Source organism: Roseateles sp. GW821-FHT02E12, assembly GCF_059421665.1.
The window spans coordinates 393,454-416,632 of record NZ_JBWKVK010000003.1 but is presented as its reverse complement, the minus strand read 5'-3'; the positions used below and the strand labels follow the sequence as shown (position 1 = coordinate 416,632).

The window sequence follows — 23,179 nt, the reverse complement described above, 5'->3', positions numbered from 1 at the left end:
GCATGGGTTCTTTCACTCATCAAGTCTGTCGCGGCCGCTGGCTGCTCTGGGCCTTCGGCCTTGCTCCAGCCTGGGCCGCCGCCGAGGGCCTGCCCTCCGACCCGCTGGAGCGCCAGTGCTGGCTGGCGCACACGGCCCAGCGCACCGCGGTCGACCTGCGCGAGCCGGTCTCGGTGCACTTCAGCAACCTGAAGAGCGGCTACCGCGTGCGCACACCCTTCTGGGTCGAGTTCGGCATACGCGGCATGGGCGTCATCCCGGCGGGCAACAAGAACGAGAAGGCCGGGCACCACCACATCCTCATCGACACGCCGCTGCCGCGCGACCACACGGCGCCCATCCCCTTCTCCGACACGCACAAGCATTTCGGCAAGGGCCAGACCGGCACCGAGATCAACCTGCCCCCAGGGCGGCACACGCTGCGCCTGCTGTTCGCCGACCACGCCCACAAGCCCTACTTCGTGTTCAGCAACGAGATCTCTGTCGAGGTCACGGGCAAGCGCAGCGAGCCGGGCCCGAAGGTGCTGCCGGGTAACGACTTCCGCGAAAGCTGCGAAGCCTGGTACCAGGACGCCCGCGCCACGCCTCGGGTGGCCGCAGGCAGGGAGGTGTACGTGAAGAACCTGCGCGACGAGGAGCTGGTGTCCAGCCCCTTCACGCTGTCGCTCGGTGTGCTGGGCGCGGGCCTGGGCGTGGCGCCGGCGGGCACCGAGATCAAGGACACCGGCCACCTGCGCCTCGCCTTCAACCAGAAGGGCAACACCGTGCAGCGCCAGACGCTCTCCGACGGCCGCACCGAGGCCATCATCGACCTGCCGCTGGGCGACTATGACGTCGTCGTGTCACTGCACGACGGCGCGGGCAACCAGTTGCTCAAGGGCACGCCCGTCAAGTTCAGCGTGAATCGCCATGACCGTTAGGCTTCATAGGTAAGTCGTCACGTCTTCCACGTCGATCAGCTCCGCCGGCATGAAGCGCCGCGCGTAGGCCATGCAGGTGCCCGAGCGCAGGAAGAGCTCGAACAATTCGGCGTCCAGATGGCCCTCGCGCACCATGCGGCTGAGGATGCCCAACGCCTCGGACAGCGGCTTGCCGGGCTTGTAGGGCCGGTCGTCGGCCGTCAGCGCCTCGAAGACATCGGCAACCGCCATCATGCGAGCCTGCGGGCTCATCTGCTCGCGCGTCAGGCCGCGCGGGTAGCCCTTGCCGTCCATGCGCTCGTGGTGGCCGCCGGCGATCTCGGGCACGTTGCTCAGATGCTTGGGGAATGGCAACTCGGCCAGCATCTTCAGCGTCTGCACGATGTGCTCGTTGATCTTGTAGCGCTCTTCCTCCGTCAGCGTGCCGCGCGACACGACGAGGTTGTGCAGCTCACCGCGGTTGTACAGATGCTCGGGCTGGGCCATGCGGAAGCCCCAACGGTTGCCCTCGCCCAGCTTCTCCTGCGCCGGCCGCGGCACGACGTGCTCGGCCCGGTCGGCCAGCAGGCGCTCGGGTGCCGGCAGCGGCGGGCGCGGCCGCGACAGGCGGCGGGCCTCGTCGACCGACAGGCCCAGGCTGTCGTCCAGCGTGCGCTGCCAGCGCCGCGCGCCGATCCGCTGCAGCCGTTCAACGCGCTCGGGGCTGAGGAACTCGCCGCCCTGGTTGGCCGTGGCCACGAAGGCGTAGTCGGCATCCAGCGCCGCCAGCGCCTCGGCAGCGTCGGCACGGGCCAACGCCGCGCCCTCGGCCCCGAGCCGCTGCTCCAGCTTCTCGATCAGCACGTCGCGCTTGAGCACCTCGAAGCGGGTACGGACCTCGTGGATGCGGTTGTAAAGCGTCTCCAGCTTGGTGGCCTTGTCGACGACGTACTCGGGCGTCGTGACCTTGCCGCAGTCGTGCAGCCAGGCGGCAATGTGCAAGGCCTCCCACTCGTCGGCGTTCATCGCGAAGCCGGCGTAAGGCCCTTCGGTGGCGTTGCAGGCCGCCTCGGCCAGCATGCGGGCCAGCTCGGGCACACGCTGGCAGTGGCCGCCCGTGTAGGGGCTCTTGGCGTCGATCGCGCCGGCAACGAGCTGGATGAAGCTCTCCAGCAGCTCCTTGCGCGCGCGCAGCAGCAGATGGTTGTCGATGGCCAGGGCCGCCGTGCCCGACAGCGCGCGCACGAAGGCCACGCGCGCCGCGCCCAGGGGCTGGGCCTGGCCCTGGGCCGGTAGCGAGAAGCTCAGCGTCAGCGTGCCGATGGTCTCGTCCTGGCGGTTCTTCAGCGGCAGCGACAGCAGCCGCAGCCTGGAGGCGCTGAGGCCCGCGAACAGCGGCTCATAGGCCTTGAGATGGCTCGGGTCGTCCCAGCTCAGGTCGGTCTCGATCGGCCCGTTCGCACGCAGTGCCAGCACCGGCGCGGCAATGCTGTCGGGCGCCTTCAGGTCCCAGGTCAGGCCGGCGCGCGGCGCCGTCTCGCCAAGCAGGCGCGTGGCCGCCGGCTGCAGCTGGCTGCCGTCGGCGGACAGCAGGTGCACCGCGCCGCCACTGGCCCCGGCCACCGCGATGGTCTCGCGCAGGATGCGGTCCAGCAGCGTGTCGAAATCGCGCTCGGCGCTGAGCGCGCCGCTGATGTCGAGGAAGCGCCGCAGCGAATGCTTCATCGCCGTCATCGCCAGTCCCAGGCGGTCCACCTCGCGGATCAGGCTGCGCTTCGGGTCGGGCCAGTCGAACTCGAAATGCCGGATGGCCTCGGCCTGGCGAGCCAGCTGGCGCAGCGGCCGCGAGACGCGGTCTGCCAGCAGGTGCACGACGGGCAGCAGCAACAGCATCAGGCCCAGCGAGATGTAGAAGCCGTGCCGACGGCTCTCGATCTGGAAGGCCTGCAGCTCCTCGCGCGGCGCCGCCATCAAGAGCGTCAGCCCCGCGCCGGCCTCGCCGCTGGCCGCCGCCAGCGGCAGGGCATGGGCCACCCACTCCCGGCCGGCCACCTCCTGCACCGGGGCCAGTCGGCCCTCGGCATCGCGGCGCGCCCACAGCTCGCGCATCACGGGCGACGCGACTTCAACGACCTTGGGCAGCGCCTTGGCCGCCCCCGTCTGGCCCTGGGCCTGGCGGCGCGCCTGGGCGACCAGATCGCCGTTCGCAGTGGCGATCAGCAGCTCGGCGGACGGGCTGATCTGCGGCCGCGCCAGCATGGCGCCCAGGGCCTGCAGGCTGACGTCTGCACCAACGACCGCGCCGCCGCGGGCCTCAGCCAGCGTCACGCCGGGCTCTCCGGTCGTGAAGAAGACGTAGGGCTCGGACTGCACTGCCTGGCCCTCGCCCGCCCGCCGCGCCAGCTCGTACCAGGGCCGGGTGCGCGGATCGAACTCGTAGTCAGGTCGATCCAGCCGCTGCAGCTCGTGCAGGTTGGCGTCGAAGAAGCGGTAGCTGCCGCGCGGCGCGGCGCCGTCGCGGTCCACGCTCTGCAGGCCGTAGACGGCATCGGCCGGTGCGCCCATGCGGCCGCGCGTGGCCGCGTCACTCAGGCGGCGCAGCAGGAAGAAGGAGCCGCGCGCCGTGCCCACGTAAACCGCGGACACCGAGGTGTTGCTGCGCAGTGCCGCCGCGAACTGGGGCAGCGCCGCCAGGCGTTCGGCCTCGCTGCCCACCCGGCCCAGGGCACCCGAGGCCAGCAGCGCCACGCTGACCCGCGCCGGCCGCAGCTCGTTCTCGACCGTGGCGGCCGCCTCGCGCCCGATGCGCTTGGCCGCCGCACCGGCCTGCTGCAGCATCAGCGCGTCGCTGCGCGAGCGCTCGTGCAGCAGCAGGGCGCCGTACACCAACGTCACGAGGCCGATCATCAACACGCTCAGCGTGATGTAGAGCGTCTTGGGCTTGAAGAAGGTCATGCGCACCAGGGTCGGACCGAGTTGCGAGCCAGTATCCCGCGCGGGTTGAAGGAAAACTTGCTTTCAGTTACCCGATCGCGACTCCAGCAAGGCGTCGCACCGGCACGACAAGGCCGTGCGTAACGGCCCAGCCCCACCACTAGCATGTGCGCCGCCCCGCGGGGGCCGACGGGGCGATGGGCCCCGCATCCAGAAAAAGACAAGGGAGAGTTCCTATGAAAAAACAAGCCGTCCTTCTCGCCGCCGGGCTCGCAGCGGCCGCCGCGCAGGCCCAGGTCTACGTCACCGTGGCAGGTGGCACGTCGCAACTGAACATGGACTGCGCCAACACGACCTCGTGCGACTCCAGCGGCAACGGCATGAAGCTGACCGGCGGCTACGACCTGGGCAACGGCTTCAGCCTGGAGGCGGGTTTCATCAGCTTCGGCAAGTTCCGCGCCACGGTCAGCAATGTGGATCTGTCGGCCAAGCCAACCGCCTTCACGCTGGGCGGCGCCTTCGCCTTGCCCCTGACCGGCGCCCTGGGCTTGAACGCCCGCCTTGGCGTTGCGCAGGTGAAGACCAAGCTCGGCGCGGAATCTGGCCCGGCTCGCGCCTCCGACTCCGAGAGCAAGGCCAAGGCCTATGCCGGCGTCGGCTTGACCTATGTGCTCGGCAAGACGGCCAAGTTCGAGTTCGGTGCCGACTCGACGGAATCTGAATTCGCCGGCGAGAAGGGCGCGGTGCGGCTGTTCTCCCTGGGGCTGACCGTCGCTTTCTGAATTTCGCGTTCTGACTGGCGCTCAGACCATCCTCGGCCCGGCCAAGCACCGTCTGACGGCCATATTCACCTGAGCCCGATTCCCATGACAGCGGACCCGGGATGGCACGCATATCGCAGTTAGCATGCGGGCCGCCTCAAGAAGGCGCCGCGGGCCGGCCACACCGGCCGGCCCATCCATCAAGAGAAAACAGGAAAGATTCTCATGAAGAAGCAAGCCATCATCCTGGCCGCACTTCTGGCTGCCACAACAGCCCACGCCGATCAACCCGCCCATGCCTAAGTCGGCGTAGCCGCCGGCTTCACGCACATGGGCATCGACTGCACGGGTTCGACGTCCTGCGACAAGAGCGACACGGGCGGCAAGCTGGTCGGCGGCTACAACTTCGGCAACGGTTTCGGCCTGGAAGCCGGCTATGTCAGCTTCGGCAAGGGCAGCGGCGCCGACGCCACCTCCTCCGCCACGATCAAGCCCACTGCCATCACGCTGGGCGGCGTCTTCTCGCTGCCGCTGAGCAATGAATGGGGGATGAACGTCCGCCTGGGCGCAGCCCGGGTGAAGAGCAAGGTCGACATCCGGTTCGGCGCGGCACGCGCAACGGAATCCCAGACGCGGACCAAGGTCTACGCCGGCGTCGGCCTGACCTACGCCCTCAGCCAGTCGGTCAAGCTGGAGTTGGCCCTGGACTCGACCCAAGGCCAGATCGCCGGCGAGAAGGGCACGCTGCAGCTCGTCACGGTCGGCGCGACCTTCGCGTTCTGATCCCGCGCGACTCAGCGCCAAGGCCGCCTTGTGCGGCCTTGGTCGTTTCTACACTCGCGCCATGAACTACGCACCGTTGATCAAGGAACTGGGCCGCGGCGCTCGGGGGGCGCGCGACCTGAACCGCGAGCAGGCCGAGGCGCTCTTCGGCGAGATGCTGGACGGCCGGGTGCCCGACATGGAGCTGGGCGCCATGCTGATCGCGCTGCGCGTGAAGGGCGAAAGCGCCGACGAGGTGGCCGGCTTCCTGGCCGCCATGCAGGCCCGCACGGCGGCACTGGTTGCGCCCGCAGGGCCGCGCACGGTCCTGCTGCCCAGCTTCAACGGCGCCCGCAAGCAGGCCAACCTGATGCCGCTGGTGGCGCAGTTGCTGGCCCGCGAAGGCGTGCCGGTGCTGATCTTCGGCCGCCATGACTTCGACAGCCGCCACAGCCCCTTCGAGCTGCTGGACGCCCTGGGCCTGCCGGCGAGTGACAGCCTTGCCGATGCCGAACAGCGGCTGGCACGCGACAGATTGGCCGTCCTGCCTTTGCAAATCCTCAACCCTGGCTTGAACGCCTTGATGGCCCTGCGCCCCCGCCTGGGGGTGCGCAACAGCTCGCACAGCCTGGCCAAGCTGCTCGACCCCTTCCCCACCGGCCGCGGCGTGCGCGTCGTCGCCGTGACCCACCCCGAGTACCTCGACAGCATGGGCGCCGCCCTGCCCGGCCTGACAGTGGGCGGCGGCCGGGCCCTGCTGATGCGCGCCAGCGAGGGCGAGGCCTATGCCCATCTGCGCCGCAAGGCCCATCTGATCGGCTTCCAGGACGGCCAGACCGCGCCGTTGCACCCGGCCGACACCACCGACCTGGACTGGCCGCTGTCGCCCGCCTGCGCGCCAGCCGAGAACGCGGCGCTGATCCGCGCCATGCTGGACGGCATGGAAACGGTGCCGCCCCGCATCGCCGAGCAGGTCGCCGCACTGCGCGATCTCGCCACAAACTGAAGTTGCTTATTCGGCCTGGGCATATAGCCCGAAGAATTAAATAGTTCTGCCGCACCGCAACATTCCCTAGAGTCGCGCCCTCGGGTGGCATGGGGCTGCCCCATGGAGTGATTTGGGTGCTGGACGGAATTGCGATTGCTAGCGGATTGGGCGTCGGCCTCATCGTCGGGATCACCGGCGTGGGCGGCGGCTCGCTGATGACGCCGCTGCTGCTGTCCGTCTTCCGCCTGAGCCCGGCCGTGGCCATCGGCACCGACCTGTGGTTTGCCGCGCTGACCAAGATGAGCGGCTCCGTTGCCCACGCCCGCCACGGCCACGTGAACTGGTCCATCGTGCGCCGGCTGCTGGCCGGCTCCATCCCGGCCTCCGTCGCCACCATCGCGCTGATGCACCTGACCGGCATCACCAAGGGCTGGGCCCAGGCGCTGACGCTCACGCTGGGCATTGCGCTGCTGCTGACGGCCGGCGTGGTGGCCTTCAAGCAAAGCTGGCAGGCGCTGGGCCTGAAGCTGGAGCGCTGGATTCCAGAATCGCGCAAGCCGGCACTCACCGTCGCGTCGGGCCTGCTGCTGGGCGTGCTGGTGTCGCTGTCGTCCATCGGCGCCGGCGCCATCGGTGCGACGCTGATCCTGCTGATCTATCCCCGCATGAAGGCCCGCGATATCGTCGGTACCGACATCGCCCACGCCGTTCCGCTGACGCTGGTGGCTGGCATAGGCCACGCCAGCCTTGGCAACGTCAACTGGGAACTGCTCGTGTCCCTGCTCATCGGCTCCCTGCCCGGCATCTGGCTGGGCGCCCAACTGACCCGCCGCCTGCCCGATGGCGTGGTGCGCAGCCTGCTCTGCGCGTCACTGCTGATGGCCGGATGGAAAGTGATCCACTGACTATGTACCGCTACACCGACTTCGACCGCCGCTTCGTCCACGCCCGCGCTGCGCAGTACCGCGACCAGCTCGAGCGCCACCTGAGTGGCCAGCTCGGCACCGACGACTTCCGCGCGCTGCGCCTGCAGAACGGCTGGTACATCCAGCGCCATGCGCCCATGCTGCGCGTGGCCGTGCCGTACGGCGAGCTGTCCTCGCTGCAACTGCGCCAACTCGCCAAGATCGCCCGCGAGTACGACCGCCAGCCCGACGGCCCCTTCGCCGGCCAGGGCGGCTACGGCCACTTCACGACGCGGCAGAACCTGCAATACAACTGGATCCCACTGAAGGACAGCGCCACCGTCATGGAGCTGCTGGCCGACGTGGACATGCACGGCATCCAGACCAGTGGCAACTGCATCCGCAACATCACCAGCGACGCCTTCGCCGGCATCGCGCCCGATGAACTGGTCGACCCGCGCCCCTACGCCGAGATCCTGCGCCAGTGGAGCACGCTGCACCCCGAGTTCGCCCACCTGCCGCGCAAGTTCAAGATCGCCGTCAGCGGCGCCCTGGAAGACCGCGCAGCCATCGGCTGGCATGACATCGGCCTGCAGCTGAAGAAGAACGCAGCCGGCGAAGTCGGCTTCCAGGTGCTGGTGGGTGGCGGCATGGGCCGCACGCCCATCCCGGGCGTCGAGATCAACGCTTTCGTGCCCTGGCAGCAGATCCTCGTCTACATCGAGGCCATCGTGCGCTGCTACAACCTGGCCGGCCGGCGCGACAACCTCTACAAGGCCCGCATCAAGATCCTCGTCAAGGCCGAGGGCCAGAAGTTCTTCGACGCCGTCAACGAGGAATTCAAGCGCATCCTGGCCGACGACCCGGCCGGCCATGAGCAGATCATTCCGCAGGCCGAGCTGGACCGCGTGGCAGCCTGCTTCGTGGACCCGAACGGCGTGAAGCCCGAGGCCGCCGTGTCGCTGGACGAGAGCGACCCGGCCTTCGCCCGCTGGCTCTCGCGCAATGTGCACGGCCACCGCCTGAGCGGCTACCGCGCCGTCACGCTGAGCCTCAAGCGCGTGGGCATCGCCCCCGGCGACACCTCGGCCGACGTGATGGACACCGCCGCCGCGCTGGCCGAGCAGTTCAGCCAGGGCGAGCTGCGCGTCACGCACCGCCAGAACCTGGTGCTGCCCTGGGTGCGTGAGGCCGACCTGGCCGAGCTGTTCCAGGCCGCCCGTGCCGCCGGCTTCGCCACACCCAACGCCGGCCTGCTGACCGACCAGATCGCCTGCCCCGGCGGCGACTTCTGCGCGCTGGCCAACGCCCGCTCGCTGCCGCTGGCCGCCGAGATCGCCGAGCGGTATCAGGATCAGGACGAGCTCGAAGAGCTCGGCGAGATCGACCTGCACATCAGCGGCTGCATCAACTCCTGCGGCCACCACCACAGCGGCCACATCGGCATCCTCGGCGTCGACAAGGACGGCGACGAGTGGTACCAGTTGACGCTGGGCGGCAGCGACGGCTCCACGCTGTCGGGCACCACGGTGCCGGGCAAGGTCATCGGCCCGAGCTTTGCGGCCGACGAGATAGCCGACGCCATCGACGCCGTCATCGAGACCTTCAAGCGCGAGCGCCAGGCGGGCGAGCATTTCATCGACGCCGTCAAGCGCCTGGGCCTCGACCCCTTCAAGACCGCCGCCAACGCCGTGCGGGTTTCGACCGCGAAGGCATAAGCCATGAAGTTCATCAACGCCTCCACCTGCCCCTGGCAGCATGCCGTCGGTGAAGACGGCCCCAAGCCCGATCCGGATCCGGCGCCCAACCGCCTGCTGAGCCTGGAGCAATGGCATGCCGTGAAGACCCGCTGGCCCGCGAACACGCCGGTCGCCATCGAGTTCCCGAACGATGCCGACATCAACCAGCTCGCGCCCGACCTGGGCCGCATCGCCGTCATCGTGCTGGACTTCCCGAAGTGGACCGACGGCCGCGCCTACAGCCAGGCTCACATCCTGCGCATCCGCCACAAGTTCAAGGGCGCCATCCGCGCCCGCGGCGAAGTGCTGGTCGACATGATGCAGCTGCTGGCCCGCACCGGCTTCGACGAAGTCGTGATGCGCGGTGACCAGTCCAAGGCCGCAGCGCAGAAGGCACTGGACCTGTTCGCGGAGGTGGGCTTCTATCAAGGCGACGTGGCTGAGACGCGGCCGTGGTTCCTCAGGAGCGCCGCGTGAGTGACGAAGTCAGCAGCCTGCCCTGGGCCGCCGCGCCCGCGGCCGGCAATGCCATCGGCCTGTACGCGAAGTGGACGCCGGCGCTGGACGCCAAGATCGACGCCGCGCTGCAACGCCTGCGCGACGCCAGCATCGAGCATGGCGACGGCCTCGTGCAGAGCAGCAGCCTGGGCGTGGAAGACATGGTCATCACCGACCTGATCGCCCGCACCCAGTTGCCCATCGCCATCTCGACGCTGGACACCGGCAAGCTGCACGCCGAGACGCTGGCCCTGATCCCGCGCATCGCCGAGCGCTACGGCCGCGAGGTCGAGGTCTTCAAGCCCGCGGCCGACGCCGTCATCCAGTTCGTCCGCAAGGAGGGCGAGGAGGCGATGTACAAGAGCATCGAGCTGCGCAAGGCCTGCTGCGGCCTGCGCAAGATGGAGCCGCTGGGCCGCATGCTCAAAGGCCGCAGCGCCTGGATCACCGGCCTGCGCCGCGAGCAATCGGGCGCACGCGGAGACGTGGCGTTCGACGAAGACGACGGCAACAACCGCCGCAAGATCAGCCCCATCGCCGACTGGACCTGGGCCGAGGTCTGGGCCTATGTCCAGAAATACGACGTCCCCTACAACCCGCTGCATGACCAGTTCATGCCCAGCATCGGCTGCGCGCCGTGCACCCGAGCCATTGCTGTGGGTGAGGACTTCCGCGCCGGACGCTGGTGGTGGGAGGACAGTTCCAAAGAGTGCGGCCTGCACGCGAAATCATGAATGCTGCTGTGAAACCCGAACAACTCATCGCCGACGTCGACCACGCCCACCTGGATGCGCTGGAAGAGGAAGCCATCTTCATCCTGCGCGAGGTGGCGGCCAGCTTCGAGCGCCCCGCCCTGCTCTTCTCCGGCGGCAAGGACAGCTGCGTCGTGCTGCGCCTGGCCGAGAAGGCCTTCAAGATGAAGAACGCGGCGCACCCGAGCGGCTACTCAGGCCACCTGCCCTTCCCGCTGGTGCACATCGACACCGGCCACAACTTCCCCGAGGTCATCACCTTCCGTGACCAGCGCGTGGCGGACATGGGCGAGCGCCTGATCGTCGGCCATCTGGAAGACTCCATCGCCAAGGGCACCATCCGCCTGAGCCACCCGCTGGAAAGCCGCAACGGCCACCAGACGGTGACGCTGCTGGAGACCATCGAGGAGCACAAGTTCGACGTGCTCATCGGTGGCGCCCGCCGCGACGAGGAAAAGGCACGCGCCAAGGAGCGCATCTTCAGCCACCGCGACAGCTTCGGCCAATGGCAGCCCAAGGAGCAGCGCCCCGAGCTGTGGACGCTGTTCAACACGCGCATCCGCCCGGGCGAGCATTTCCGCTGCTTCCCCATCAGCAACTGGACCGAGCTGGACGTGTGGCTCTACATCGCCCGCGAGAACATCCCGCTGCCGCAGATGTACTTCGCGCACGAGCGCCAGGTCATCCGCCGCAAGGGCCTGCTGGTGCCGTTGACCGACGTGACACCGCCCGAACCCGGCGAGATCGTCGAGACAGCTCAGGTGCGCTTCCGCACCGTGGGCGACATGACCTGCACCTGCCCGGTCGAGAGCCCCGCCGCCAACGCAAGCGAGGTCGTGGCCGAGACGCTGACCGTGACCGTGAGTGAGCGCGGCGCCACCCGCATGGACGACCGCACGAGTGAAGCTTCCATGGAGAAGCGCAAGAAGGAAGGGTATTTCTGATGAAGGCGCTGCGATTCCTCACGGCCGGCTCCGTTGACGACGGCAAGAGCACGCTGATCGGCCGCCTGCTGTTCGACGGCCAGGCCATCCTGGCAGACCAGCTCGACACGCTGGAGCGCCGCGCCGCCGGCCGCCCCATCGACCTGAGCCTGCTGACCGATGGCCTGGAGGCCGAGCGCGAGCAAGGCATCACCATCGACGTGGCCTACCGCTACTTCGCCACCAAGACGCGCAAGTTCATCATTGCCGACGCCCCCGGCCATGAGCAGTACACGCGCAACATGGTCACGGCCGCCGCCGGCTCTGACGCCGCCGTCGTGCTGGTGGACATCACCAAGCTGGACCTGACCGAAGCCGAAGTCACGCTGCTGCCGCAGACCCGCCGCCACTCGCTGCTGGCCCAGCTGCTGCGCGTGCCCAGCATCGTCTTCGCCATCAACAAGATCGATGCGCTGGATGACGCCGGTGCGGGCTTTGCAAAGGTCAAGACGGCGCTGGACAAGTTCGCCGCCGCCGCCGGCCTGAACGTAGCGGCCACCGTGCCGGTCAGCGCACTGCGGGGCGACAACGTCACCCAGCCGCTGGACGCACCCTGGTGGAACGGCGAGAGCCTGCTGCAAGTGCTGGAGCGCCTGCCCACGCTGAGCGAGCGCGCCGATGCGCCGCTGAGCCTGCCTGTGCAATACGTGCAGAAGGACGCCTACCAATCCAAGGGCACCGGCGTGCAGCCACGCGTGCTGTGGGGCCGCATCGCCCACGGTGCCGTGAAGGCCGGCGACACCATCGAGGTGCTGCCGTCCAAGCAGACAGCTGTCGTTGCCGAAGTGCGCCTGGCCGGTGAGGCCGTCGCCAGCGCCGAAGCCGGCGACTCGGCCGGCCTGGTGCTGGACCGCCAGCTGGATGTGAGCCGCGGCGACTGGATCGTCACGCCCGGCTCGGCCACGGCCACCAAGACCTTCCCGGCCACGCTGGCCTGGCTGGACACCGAAGCCGCCAAGCCCGGCCGCAAATACTGGGTGCGCCATGGCAACCGCTGGGTGCAGGCCCGCATCTCGGCCATCGACTCGGTGCTGGACATCAACACCCTTCAGCCGCAGGACGCCCACGAGCTGCCCGTCAACACCATCGGCCGCGTGCAGATGGAGGTGCAGCACGAGCTGCCGGTCGAGCCCTTCGTGGACAACCGCGTCGGTGGCGCCCTGATCGTTGTCGACCCCGCCAGCCACCGCACAAGCGGCGCGCTGCTGGTGGACGTGCCAGCCGCCGCGCCGGCGGAAGAGGCCTGGTGATGAGCCAAGGTCGTGTGATCTTCGTCAGCGCCGGCCCCGGCGCCGCCGACCTGATCACGCTGCGCGGCGCCCGTGCGCTGTCGCAAGCCGACATCGTGCTCGCCGACGCGTTGGCCGACCCGGCCCTGCGCGAGCTGGCACCCAACGCCCGCTGGATCTCCGTTGGCAAGCGCGGCTTCGAGCATTCGGCCAAGCAGACCGAGATCAACGCGCTGCTCGTCAAGGCCGCGCAGGAGCATGCCCTCGTCGTGCGCCTGAAGGGCGGCGACGCCAGCGTCTTCGGCCGCCTGGAGGAAGAGCTGATTGCCCTGGCCGAAGCCGGCATCGCCAGCGAAGTCGTCCCCGGCGTTACCGCAGCGCTGGCCGCCGCCGCCCAGGCCCAACGCCCGCTGACCCGGCGCGGCCGCGGCCGCAGCGTGGCGCTGACCACGGCCATGACCGAAGCCGGCGAACTGCGCGCCGCCCTGAGTGCCGACACCGAAGTCTTCTACATGGCCGGCCGCCAGCTTAGCGGCCTGAGCCGCCAGTTGCTGGCCGCCGGCTGGGCGCCAGACACCCCCACCCTCGTCGTCAGCCGCGCCGGCTGCGCCGATGCCATCACCAGCGAGCACACCCTGGCCGACCTTGCTCGCGCGGCCCTGCTGCACCGCAGCCGCCCCACCGTCGTCACCGTCGGGACAGGCGCCAGCGCCGTCTGCGGCCAGGATCAGATGCCGCCGCCGACTAAAATCGCCGATTCGCCCGAAACATTGCCCACCCAGGCGCCCATCACCTCCCCGAGCTGCCCATGACCCACGTCGTCACCGAAGCCTGCATCCGCTGCAAATACACCGACTGCGTCGACGTCTGCCCGGTCGACTGCTTCCGCGAAGGCCCGAACTTCCTGACCATCGACCCGGACGAGTGCATCGACTGCGCGGTCTGCATCCCCGAGTGCCCGGTCAACGCCATCCTGCCGGAGGAAGACGTGCCCGGAGATCAGATCCACATGATCAAGCTCAACGCCGACCTGGCCAAGCACTGGCCCAGCATCACCAAGCGCAAGGCCGCGCTGCCCGATGCCGACGACTGGAAAGACAAGACGGGCAAGCTGCCCGAGCTGATCCGCTGAACCTTCTCGTCTCATGACGGCAGTAGCTATCAGGCCCGACGCCATCGAGACCGACGCCGTCATCGTCGGGGCCGGCCCAGTCGGCCTTTTCCAGGTCTTCGAGCTGGGCCTGCTGGAGATCAAGGCCCACATCATCGACAGCCTGGCCTACCCCGGTGGCCAGTGCATCGAGCTGTACCCGGACAAGCCCATCTACGACATCCCGGCTGTGCCCATGTGCACCGGCAAGGAGTTGACCGACAACCTGCTCAAGCAGATCGAGCCGTTCGGCGCGACCTTCCACCTGGGGCAGGAAGTGACGACGGTGCTGAAGCAGGACGACGCCCGGTTCCTGATCGAGACCAGCAAGGGCACGCAGCTCCTCACCAAGACCGTCTTCATCGCCGGCGGTGTCGGCAGCTTCCAGCCGCGCACGCTGAAGGTCGACGGCGTCGAGAAATACGACGGCGAGCAGATCCACTACCGCGTCAAGAGCCCGAACCAGTTCGCTGGCAAGAACCTGCTCATCATTGGCGGTGGCGACTCGGCACTGGACTGGGCCTTGAACTTCTGCGCCGGCCACGCCGACGGCAACCCGCACAAGGCCGAGAGCGTCATCCTCGTGCACCGCCGCGATGGCTTCCGCGCCGCGCCGGCCAGCGTCGCGAAGATGCGGGAACTCTGCGACGCGATGGAGATGCAATTCATCGTCGGCCAGGCCACCGGCATCGACGAAGAGGACGGCAAGCTCACGGGCTTGAAGATCACCGGCAACGACGGCATCACGCGCGTCGTGCCCTGCGACCAGGTGCTGGCCTTCTTTGGCCTTTCGCCGAAGCTCGGCCCCATCGCCGAATGGGGCCTGGCGCTGGAGCGCAAGCAGGTCGTCGTCGACACCGAGAAGTTCGAAACCAGCGTGCCGGGCATCTTTGCCGTCGGCGACGTGAACACCTACCCAGGCAAGAAGAAGCTCATCCTGAGTGGCTTCCACGAGACCGCGCTGGCGGCTTTCGGCGCCGCGCCCTATGTCTTCCCGGACAAGCGCGTGCATCTGCAATACACGACGACCAGCCCCAAGCTGCACAAGGTCTTGGGTGTGGAGTCACCGGTGTTCGACTGAAGCGCCACACTTGTCTAGACAACGGCCCGCCTCCCGCGGGCCGTTTGCTTTTAAAATGCACCCTACCGCCGGCCTTGGGCCGGCGGCTCTTCGCTAGGGGTGTTGATGGCTGCGGCCACCGACTGAGACAGTCCCTTTGAACCTGACTGAGGTAATCCTCGCGCAGGGAAGCACGCTGAAAGCCCAGGCCGAATCTTCGTCTCCCGCCCCTGGGCTCTGTCGTTTGCCGACCTGCCATCGCTTTGCAATCCGATGGCAACTCACACTTTTTCCCGCTCCACGCTCGGCGCCGCCGCAGCTCTCTTCCTTGCCGGCTTGGCCGGTGCCCAGACATTGCCTCAGGTCAGCGTGACCGGCAAGGCCACCGAGGCTGCGCCCGGCCTCACCGGCTTCAGCGATCCGCCGGCCAAGCTGCCCATGCAGGCCGTCAGCCTGTCGGCCGAGCGCCTGGCAGACCTGGGCATCACGCAGTTCTCGGGCATCACCAAGCTCGATGCATCTGTCTCCGACAGCTACAACGCCGTCGGCTACTGGTCGCAGCTCAAGGTGCGTGGCTTCGATCTCGACAACCGCTTCAACCTGCGCCGCGACGGCCTGCCCATCAGCGGCGAGACCGCGCTGTCGCTGGCCAACAAGGCCGCCGTCGAGGTGCTCAAGGGCAGCTCCGGCATGCAGGCAGGCACCAGTGCACCGGCCGGCCTCGTCAACCTCGTCGTCAAGCGCCCGCTGGCTGAGGACGCGACAACGCTGGTGCTTGGCGCCATCCAGGGCGGCACCGTGCAAGCGAGCGTCGACCACTCGCAGCGCCTGGGCGCGAACCGCGAGTTCGGCCTGCGCGTGAACGTCGCCGCTGCTCACCTCGACCCGACGCTGCGCAGCAGCAAAGGCAACTCGCACACCGCCGCGCTGGCGGCCGACTGGCGCGTGAGCCCCGGCACGCTGGTCGAGGCCGAGATCGAGGTCAACCGCCAGAGCCAGCCCAGCCAGCAGGGCTTCAGCCTGCTGGGCAACCGCCTGCCGGACCCGCACGCCGTCGACCCCAACATCAACCTCAACAACCAGCCCTGGAGCCAGCCGGTCGTGTTCGACAACACGCACGCGTCGCTACGCGTTCAGCACAAGCTGGCCGGCGAATGGCGGGCCCAGGCGGCGCTGGGCATCCAGCGCCTGCGCACAGACGACCGCCTGGCCTACGCCTACGGTTGCAGCGCGGCCGACGGCAGCTACTACGCTGACCGCTTCTGCCCCGATGGCACCTACGACCTCTACGACTTCCGCAGCGAAAACGAGCACCGCGACACGACGGCGCTGGACATCTCCGCCAGCGGGCCCGTGCAGATCGCCGGCCTGCGCCACGACCTGACCGTCGGCGGCCTCACCAGCCAGTTCAAGAGCCGCTTCCAGCGCCAGGCCTACAACTACGCCGGCACCGGCAAGATCGACGGCAGCGCCGTCACCGGCGCCCAGCCCGACCTGACCGACGAGAACACCAACCGCGACGAACGCAGCAACGAGCTCTACCTGCGCGACCGCGTGGCTCTCGGCGCCGACACCAGCGCCTGGCTGGGCCTGCGCCACACGCGCCTGCACCGCGAGAGCGTGCGCACCGATGGCTCGCGTGCGACCGACTATTCGCAAGGCGTCACGACACCCTGGCTGGCGCTCAGCCACGCCATCACCGCCGACTGGCTGGCCTACGCGAGCTGGGGCCAGGGCGTCGAGAGCGAGGTCACGCCCAACCGCTCGCGCTACAAGAACGCCGGCCAGGCCCTGCCCGCACTGAAAAGCCGCCAGATCGAAGCCGGCCTGAAGACGGGCACCCAGCGCGTCGAAGGCGCATTGACCGTCTTCGACATCCGCCGCCCGCTGTGGCGTGACATCGGCAGCTGCGACGTCGCGCTGAGCTGCGAACGCGTCGCCGATGGCTACGCCCGTCATCGCGGCATCGAGGCCAGCGCCGACCTGAAGTGGGGCGGTGGCGGCCTGTTCGCCAGTGCCACACGCCTGCGCGCACGCCGTGAGGGCAGCGCAGACGCCAGCCTCAACGGCCTCGTGCCGCCCAACGTGCCGCAAACCACGCTCAAGGCCCAGCTCCGCCAGGACCTGCTGCCCGGCCTGCAAGCCCAGCTCGGCCTGCTGCACGAAGGCAGCCGCTTCGCAACGCCTGACAACAGCATCCCCGTGCCCGCCTGGACCGTGGCCGACGCCGGCCTGCGCTACACCCAGGGCGTGGGCAACCAGACCTGGATCTGGCGCGCCACGGTCGACAACCTCACCAACCGCCGCGCCTGGCGCGAGTCGCCCTGGCAGTACGAGCACAGCTACCTCTACCCCCTCGCACCGCGGACTTTCCGCACGAGCTTGGAGATCCGTCTGTGAAGCCATCCAAAGAACTGCTATAGTCACGGGCTCTGTTTCCTCGATAGCTCAGTCGGTAGAGCGCCGGACTGTTAATCCGTAGGTCCCTGGTTCGAGCCCAGGTCGGGGAGCCAACAGAAAACCCAAGACGCATGACGCAACCGCTTGTCATGCCGATATAGAACTTTTCCTCGATAGCTCAGTCGGTAGAGCGCCGGACTGTTAATCCGTAGGTCCCTGGTTCGAGCCCAGGTCGGGGAGCCAAATCAAGCCTCATTCGCGAAAGCGGGTGGGGCTTTTTTCTTGCTTGCGCGCCAATTCTGTCGCTAGCCTCTAGCGCGACAATTTGGACATCGCCACATGCTGGAGCGGCAAGAGATGCCCTACGAGATTTCAGATCACAAGCATCGTTACGCAGCCTGGACCGCCGGTAGAGCGTCTTCAACATCGAGCCTATGCAGATTTGAAGTCAATCAAGCGCAGCAAATATTGGAAGAGATTGGGCTACATAAACTGATCGGCGATCTGGATCTTCTCCCGCCAGCCAGCAAAATTGATGATGCGCATCGGGCTTGGCGGACGGCTGCTATCGCTTCAGCCGAGCGTTTGGGCATTCAAGGATTCACGCATGGTGTTGCTGCCAAGCTGATCAACATCTACGTCAAAGGCGCGCTCGTTTGCGCTGGCCACCATTCCCACCCGACGGTGGCTGCTCTTCACCCGCCGATTGATAGCGTTCTACTCGATGAGCTCTACGCGAAGAGCGAAGGTGTCTTGAAGGAGGCCTGGGGCCGGGCGCGGCGCGCAAGGTGGTCCAAGTTCACATCGGAGCAGTACGAGGAAGTTATCGCTGCGGTGCGCCTGAAGATGGGTAACCGCCCGCTATGGGAGATTGAGGAACACTGGCAAGGGTTCCAATAATCAGGTGCCCTTCAAGCGTCGTATGTCGGAGTGGCTGCCATGATCCTCATGCTGCGAGGTGCTACTGCGCTGAATTGATCATGCGCCGCTGGAACACATCTACGGACTCCTGGTTCGACCATGGACTGTTAATCCGTAGGTCCCTGCTTCGAGCCCAGGCCGACGAACTAAATCAAGCCTCATTCGCGGAAGCGGATGGGGATTTTTCTTTACCGCCCAAGCACCGCCGTCATGACCGCCCTGCCCCCTTGCCCCAAGTGCCGGTCCGCCTACACGTACAAGGATGGCGACCAGCTCATCTGCCCCGAGTGCGGCCACGAGTGGCTCGCCCAGAGCGCGGTTGCGGTTGCTGCAGACGAAGCTCGCGTCATCCGTGACGCGGTAGGCAATGTGCTGCAGGACGGCGACACGGTGACCGTCATCAAGGATCTCAAGATCAAGGGCTCGTCCCTCGTGGTCAAGCTCGGCACCAAGGTCAAGAACATCCGCCTGACCGAAGGCGACCACGACATCGACTGCAAGATCGACGGCGTGGGCGCCATGGGCTTGAAGTCGGAGTTCGTGAAGAAGGCGTGATGCGCGCACCCTTCCCACCGAGATCCAGACCGAGAGCCTTGTCTTGAACACCTTGGAGCGACTTCGAGCCGGCGAGCTGCATGGCGCGCGGCGCCTGACCCTGAAGGCTGGCCTGCGCCAGTTGCCGCAAGAGGTCTACGCCCTGGCCGACACGCTGGAAGTGCTGGACCTCTCCGGCAATGAGTTCGACGAACTACCCGACGACCTCGCACGCCTGCATCAACTGCGCATCCTGTTCTGCTCCAACAACCGATTCACACGGCTGCCCGAGACACTGGGCGAGTGCCGTTCGCTGGAGATGGTGGGCTTCAAGGCCAACCGTATCGTCGAGGTGCCGGCAGCCGCGTTACCGGAGCGCCTGCGGTGGCTCATCCTGACGGACAACTGCATCGAGACACTGCCAGACGCACTGGGTAGGCGCCCGACGTTGCAGAAGATGGCTTTGGCGGGCAACCGCCTGCTTGCGCTGCCGGCCAGCATGGCAGCCTGCGAGCGGCTGGAGTTGCTGCGCATCTCGGCCAACCGCTTTGAAGGCCTGCCCGACTGGCTGCTCACGCTACCGCGGCTGACATGGCTGGCCTACGGCGGCAACCCGTTCAGTGCAGCGCAAGAGGCTGGCGCGCTCGCACAGGCGGCGCTGCCCCACGTGCCCTGGGCGGCACTCGACGTGCAGGCCCTGCTCGGCGAAGGCGCGTCCGGCCATATCTACCGGGCTGCACATGTGGATGGGTCCGCGGTTGCGCTGAAGGTGTTCAAAGGCGAGGTCACCAGCGACGGGCTGCCCGCCACCGAGCTGGCCGCTTGCCTGCAGGCGGGCGACCACGCCGCGCTGATCCCAGCCCTCGGCCACCTCGACGGCCACCCCGCAGGTGCCAAGGGCCTGCTGATGCCGCTGGTCGGGCCGGAGTTCCGCCCACTCGCCGGGCCGCCCAGCTTCGTGTCTTGCACGCGGGACGTCTACGACCCCACGCTGCAGCTCACCGCCCACGCTGCACGGTCCATGGCCGCGAGCGTGGCCAGCGCGCTGGCCCACCTGCATGACCGCGGCCTCACGCATGGCGATCTGTACGCCCACAACCTGCTGCACGACGGCCAGGGCCAGGTGCGCCTGGGTGACTTCGGCGCCGCTTCTTTCCTCGGCAGCGTGCCGCCTCAGCAGGCGGCACGGCTTCAGGCGCTGGATGTCCGCGCCGTGGGGTGTCTGCTGGAGGAATTGCAAGCCTGCTGCAACGACCCGACCCATGCGCTGGCCCCGCTAGCCGCGGCCTGCATGAGCGACGACGTGGACAGCCGGCCCAGCGCGCAGGCCGTAGCCCAGGCGCTGGCAGGCTTGCTCCCTGGCTGATCAGAGCGACTTCAAGAACGCCAGCATCGCCTCCCGATCCGCCTTCGGCATCGCCTCGAAGCGCTGCCTCGACTTCTCGCCCTCCCCGCCGTGCCACAGGATGGCCTCGGTCAGGTTGCGGGCGCGGCCGTCGTGCAGGTAGCCCACCTTGGCGCTGTTGCCCATCACCTTGTCGGTGTAGCCGATGCCCCAGAGCGGCGCGGTGCGCCACAGGCTGCCCTTGGCCTGGCCTTCAATGAAGCTGTCCGCCAGGCCCGCACCCATGTCGTGCAGCAGCAGGTCGCTGTAGGGCTTGATGGTCTGGTTGCGCAGTTCGGCGAACAGATGGCCCGGGCCGGTCTTCATGGACGCCGTGTGGCAGGCCGTGCAGCGGGCGTCGCTGAAGAGCCTGGCGCCGGCGCTGACCTGCACCGAGTCGACGCGGTGCTCGTCCAGCGGCGCCACGCCCTTGGGGAAGCCGCTGGCCAGGCTGCGCTGCGCCGGCACGCCGATGAGGGCGAGGTAGCGCGACACGGATTGCAGATCGGCCTCGGAGATGCCGGCATCGACCTTGCCCGATGAGCAGGCCAGAGGCCCGCTGTTGCAGGCGCGGCTCGGGTAGACCGGTGACGTGACGGCCATGTCCTGCAGCAGCGCCGCCGCGGCCTGGTGGCGCAGCGAGACCTTGGACGCCTTCCAGCCGAAGCGGCCCAGGCGCACGGCGCCTGTCTCCGGGTCGAAGACGTAGTTGGGCACGCCCACCACGCCGTCGGCATCCGGCGCGGTGCGGGCGCGGGCCAGGATGTCGGCCTCGGGCACGGCTTCGAGCAGGCCGGTGCCGATCATGGGCTGAGCCGCGCGCAGCGACCACACCGCAGGCACCGGGCCGTCGAAGGCGAGCTTGGGCTTGCGCAGTTCCACCGCGGTGCCGTCTGCCAGCTTGACGGACTGGGCGTCAAAGCCGGCCACGCGAACGCCGGTGCCCCAGTCCTGCGGCGTGCCGGTGGGGCCTTGCGCATTCATCTGGATGGACGTGCCGTAGCGCGAGTGCGGCAGCTGCTGCCCGTTGGCATCCAGCATCGCGGCGCGCACGGACATCGCGTCCAGCTTCTGGTTGACGGCAAACGGCGCCGGGCTGCGGCCGTTGTTGACGTGGCAGGCGATGCAGGCCGACTGGTTGAAGCGCGTGCCTTGCAGGCCGACGGCCGCGGTGTAGCGGTCGTTGCCGGGCTCGTTGTGGTCGCCGGTCGTGAAGTTGGTGTGGATGAGGCGACGGCCCTCGACGAAGCGCTGCATGTTCTGCATGCCGGCGTGGTTGTGCGGCTGCTGGAACATGAAGAGGCCGTTGTCGGAGTAGTTGTACGACACCGAGCCGTCGCCGCCCGACAGCGTGGCTGCCGGCAGCGGTGCGTTCATCAGCCGCGGCTGCACGCCGTAGGACGGGCGCAGGCCCACACCCACCACGTAGGTCCACTCACCCGCGTAGTAGCGGATGCCGCCGTTGTCGCCGATGGCCTGCATGGCCTGGGTCGTCGAGAAGAAGGACGGCGACACCTCGATGACGTCACCGACGACCAGCGCCCGGCCCGGCACGCTCTTGCCGTTGGGCAGGCCGTCTGCACCCAGGTCACCGTGGCCGGGGTAGCCGTTCACGGTCAGGCTGCAGCCGTTGTTCAGCAGGTTGGCGCTCGCCAGCCTGCCGTTGGGCGGGTAGGCCACGGGCGGGCAGATCGTCAGGCTCTTGTCGGCCAGCTCGCCGGGGTTCATCCAGCCATAGCCGGTCACGCCGGGCCGGTCGAAGGCGCGGAACCAGGCCACGCCGCCGGGCAACTGCGGCTGCGTGAAGTACTGGTTGACCTTGAGCGTCGGCTTCGTCACACCGGCCACGCGGCTGTTGTCGATGACCTCGAAGCCCCAGGTGCGGTTCTTGAAGTACTGGGGCACGAAGGTGAGGAAGTTGCCCGGGCCTTGGTCGACCGGGTTGCCGAGGGCGTCCACCGTCTCGTTGGGGCCGTACCCGATCTCGTTCCAGTCCTCGCCGCGCTCGCGGCCATGGCGGGCCAGGCCGCGCACGCCAAAGCGCGTGACGAGGCTGCCATCGGGCAGCGTGAACTGCAGCGACTCGATGGGCTCCGCGCTCGTCGGCAGGGGCACGAGGCCCGTGCCGCTGGCCGGGAATTTGATGGCCGAGGTGGCGACATCGGCCAGCGTGTTGTCACTGCCCGGCGACTTGAACTCGGCCTCGAACAGCGAATAGCCGTACTGGGTCGCGCGCGCCACGCCCTGCAGGCGGAGGTAGCGTGCATTCGCGCCGAGGTTGAAGAACTCCTCGGTGCCGCCGCGCCCGTTGCTGACATGGCGCAACTCGGTCCAGGTCTGGCCGTCGTCGGACACGCGCAGCGAGTACTCCTTGCCGTAGGCGTTCTCCCAGGTCAGCTTCAAATAGCCGACCGCCGTCTTGGCGCCGAAGTCGAACTGGATCCACGCCCCGTCTTCAAACGTGCTGGCCCAACGCGTACCCGGCTTGCCGTCGATGGCCTGCAGGGCGCCGTTGCCAGCGTTTTCCACCGCAGAAGACGTGGCCGTCACCGGCTTGACCGCGACACCCGGCTGGCCGGGAACGGGCGCCGGAGCGGGCGCGGGGCTGGGTGCGGGGGCCGGGGCAGGCGCTGGCGCGGGGGATGGCGCAGGCGCGGGTGCAGGGGCCACGCCCGAGAAGGCCTGGATTTCGAAGATGGAGTAACCGTAGCCCGAAGAGCGCTTGATGCCCTTCATGCGCAGGTAGCGGCCTTGGCCCGACAGGCCTGTCCAGTCCTCGCTGCCGCCCTGGCTGTTGGCGACGGTCTTGATCGTCGTCCAGTTGGCGCCGTCGCCGGACACCTGCAGCTCGTACTGCGTCGCGTGCGCGCGCTCCCAGTCGATGTGCACGCGGCTGATCGTCACCGTGCTGCCGTAGTCCAGCACCAGGAACTGGTCGTCGCTGAAGCCGCTGCTCCAGCGCGAGTTGTCGTCATGGTCGATGGCCTTGGCCGGGCCGAGGTCGTCGCGCTCTGACGAACTCGCCGTCACGTTGACAGGCGTCAGCGCCGCCTCCGATTCGCCCGCGCTTGCGGCCAGGGCCTTGGCCGTCGGACCGGCCTCGTTGCTCTGCGCCGATGGCTGGGCGGTATCGCCCGAACCGCCGCCGCAGGCCGCGACCAGCAGCGTCACGGCAAACGGCAGGCCGAAGGTTGAAAGATTGCGTAATCCGTGTCGCTTCATGGGTCCTCCTCGAGGTTGTTCGATAGAGGCCCGCCTAAGATGACATCGTCGTCATCGA

Annotated in this window: 18 protein-coding genes, 2 tRNA genes and 1 pseudogene; 19 read left to right on the top strand and 2 right to left on the bottom strand. The window is 68.1% G+C overall.

Going from position 1 to position 23,179, the window contains the following annotated elements; all coding sequences use genetic code 11:
• The first annotated feature begins 2 nt into the window (after window positions 1-2).
• Window positions 3-920, top strand: coding sequence for a DUF4399 domain-containing protein (locus AC07V5_RS19840; protein ID WP_495117431.1), 918 nt, complete (start codon window positions 3-5; stop codon window positions 918-920).
• Between the two features lie 3 nt (window positions 921-923).
• Here the strand turns inward: AC07V5_RS19840 and AC07V5_RS19835 are convergent, their stop codons facing one another.
• A complete protein-coding gene (locus AC07V5_RS19835; RefSeq protein WP_495117430.1) occupies window positions 924-3,854 on the bottom strand; it encodes an HD domain-containing phosphohydrolase in 2,931 nt (976 codons plus the stop codon).
• Window positions 3,855-4,069: 215 nt separating this feature from the next.
• Between AC07V5_RS19835 and AC07V5_RS19830 the strand changes: the two genes are divergently transcribed.
• The 18 genes and pseudogenes from AC07V5_RS19830 to AC07V5_RS19745 all read left to right on the top strand — a co-directional run bounded on the left by AC07V5_RS19830 (window position 4,070) and on the right by AC07V5_RS19745 (window position 19,881).
• Entirely contained in the window at window positions 4,070-4,615 is a 546-nt protein-coding gene (locus AC07V5_RS19830) for an outer membrane beta-barrel protein (protein WP_495117429.1), read from the top strand.
• A gap of 297 nt (window positions 4,616-4,912) precedes the next feature.
• Window positions 4,913-5,377, top strand: a pseudogene (locus AC07V5_RS19825) (outer membrane beta-barrel protein); the annotation flags it as partial.
• 61 nt (window positions 5,378-5,438) lie between these two features.
• Window positions 5,439-6,362 (top strand): DNA-binding protein YbiB, encoded by a 924-nt coding sequence (gene ybiB / locus AC07V5_RS19820; protein ID WP_495117428.1) that lies wholly within the window; start codon window positions 5,439-5,441, stop codon window positions 6,360-6,362.
• A gap of 89 nt (window positions 6,363-6,451) precedes the next feature.
• Window positions 6,452-7,249, top strand: a complete 798-nt coding sequence (locus AC07V5_RS19815; RefSeq protein WP_495117427.1) for a sulfite exporter TauE/SafE family protein — start codon at window positions 6,452-6,454, stop codon at window positions 7,247-7,249.
• A gap of 2 nt (window positions 7,250-7,251) precedes the next feature.
• Entirely contained in the window at window positions 7,252-8,967 is a 1,716-nt protein-coding gene (locus AC07V5_RS19810) for a nitrite/sulfite reductase (RefSeq protein WP_495117426.1), read from the top strand.
• Window positions 8,968-8,970: 3 nt separating this feature from the next.
• A complete protein-coding gene (locus tag AC07V5_RS19805) occupies window positions 8,971-9,465 on the top strand; it encodes a DUF934 domain-containing protein (protein WP_495117425.1) in 495 nt (164 codons plus the stop codon).
• Entirely contained in the window at window positions 9,462-10,220 is a 759-nt protein-coding gene (locus AC07V5_RS19800; RefSeq protein WP_495117424.1) for a phosphoadenylyl-sulfate reductase, read from the top strand. The genes AC07V5_RS19805 and AC07V5_RS19800 overlap by 4 nt, the downstream gene beginning before the upstream one ends.
• Window positions 10,217-11,182 (top strand): sulfate adenylyltransferase subunit CysD, encoded by a 966-nt coding sequence (gene cysD, locus AC07V5_RS19795; protein WP_495117423.1) that lies wholly within the window; start codon window positions 10,217-10,219, stop codon window positions 11,180-11,182. The genes AC07V5_RS19800 and cysD overlap by 4 nt, the downstream gene beginning before the upstream one ends.
• The gene (locus AC07V5_RS19790; RefSeq protein WP_495117422.1) at window positions 11,182-12,471 is read left to right on the top strand and encodes a sulfate adenylyltransferase subunit 1; all 1,290 of its coding nucleotides are present in this window, start codon (window positions 11,182-11,184) and stop codon (window positions 12,469-12,471) included. The genes cysD and AC07V5_RS19790 overlap by 1 nt, the downstream gene beginning before the upstream one ends.
• Entirely contained in the window at window positions 12,471-13,262 is a 792-nt protein-coding gene (gene cobA, locus AC07V5_RS19785) for a uroporphyrinogen-III C-methyltransferase (protein ID WP_495117421.1), read from the top strand. Before AC07V5_RS19790 ends, cobA begins: the two co-directional genes overlap by 1 nt.
• On the top strand, window positions 13,259-13,582 hold the full coding sequence (gene fdxA / locus AC07V5_RS19780; protein WP_495117420.1) for a ferredoxin FdxA: 324 nt from the start codon (window positions 13,259-13,261) through the stop codon (window positions 13,580-13,582). Before cobA ends, fdxA begins: the two co-directional genes overlap by 4 nt.
• Before the next feature lie 13 nt (window positions 13,583-13,595).
• Window positions 13,596-14,681: an NAD(P)/FAD-dependent oxidoreductase gene (locus AC07V5_RS19775; protein ID WP_495117419.1), complete on the top strand. Its 1,086-nt coding sequence runs from the start codon at window positions 13,596-13,598 to the stop codon at window positions 14,679-14,681.
• 252 nt (window positions 14,682-14,933) lie between these two features.
• Window positions 14,934-17,060 carry a TonB-dependent siderophore receptor gene (locus AC07V5_RS19770; RefSeq protein WP_495117418.1) on the top strand — a complete coding sequence of 709 codons (2,127 nt, stop codon included), beginning with the start codon at window positions 14,934-14,936 and terminating at the stop codon, window positions 17,058-17,060.
• 37 nt (window positions 17,061-17,097) lie between these two features.
• Window positions 17,098-17,173, top strand: a tRNA-Asn gene (locus tag AC07V5_RS19765).
• Between the two features lie 54 nt (window positions 17,174-17,227).
• Window positions 17,228-17,303, top strand: a tRNA-Asn gene (locus AC07V5_RS19760).
• Between the two features lie 96 nt (window positions 17,304-17,399).
• A complete protein-coding gene (locus AC07V5_RS19755; RefSeq protein ID WP_495117417.1) occupies window positions 17,400-17,960 on the top strand; it encodes a hypothetical protein in 561 nt (186 codons plus the stop codon).
• A gap of 231 nt (window positions 17,961-18,191) precedes the next feature.
• Window positions 18,192-18,536, top strand: coding sequence for a zinc ribbon domain-containing protein YjdM (locus AC07V5_RS19750; protein WP_495117416.1), 345 nt, complete (start codon window positions 18,192-18,194; stop codon window positions 18,534-18,536).
• Window positions 18,537-18,579: 43 nt separating this feature from the next.
• Entirely contained in the window at window positions 18,580-19,881 is a 1,302-nt protein-coding gene (locus AC07V5_RS19745; RefSeq protein WP_495117415.1) for a leucine-rich repeat-containing protein kinase family protein, read from the top strand.
• Here AC07V5_RS19745 and AC07V5_RS19740 read toward each other — a convergent pair whose 3' ends face one another.
• Window positions 19,882-23,121, bottom strand: a complete 3,240-nt coding sequence (locus AC07V5_RS19740) for a di-heme oxidoredictase family protein (RefSeq protein WP_495117414.1) — start codon at window positions 23,119-23,121, stop codon at window positions 19,882-19,884. It lies immediately after the preceding gene.
• Window positions 23,122-23,179 lie beyond the last annotated feature (58 nt).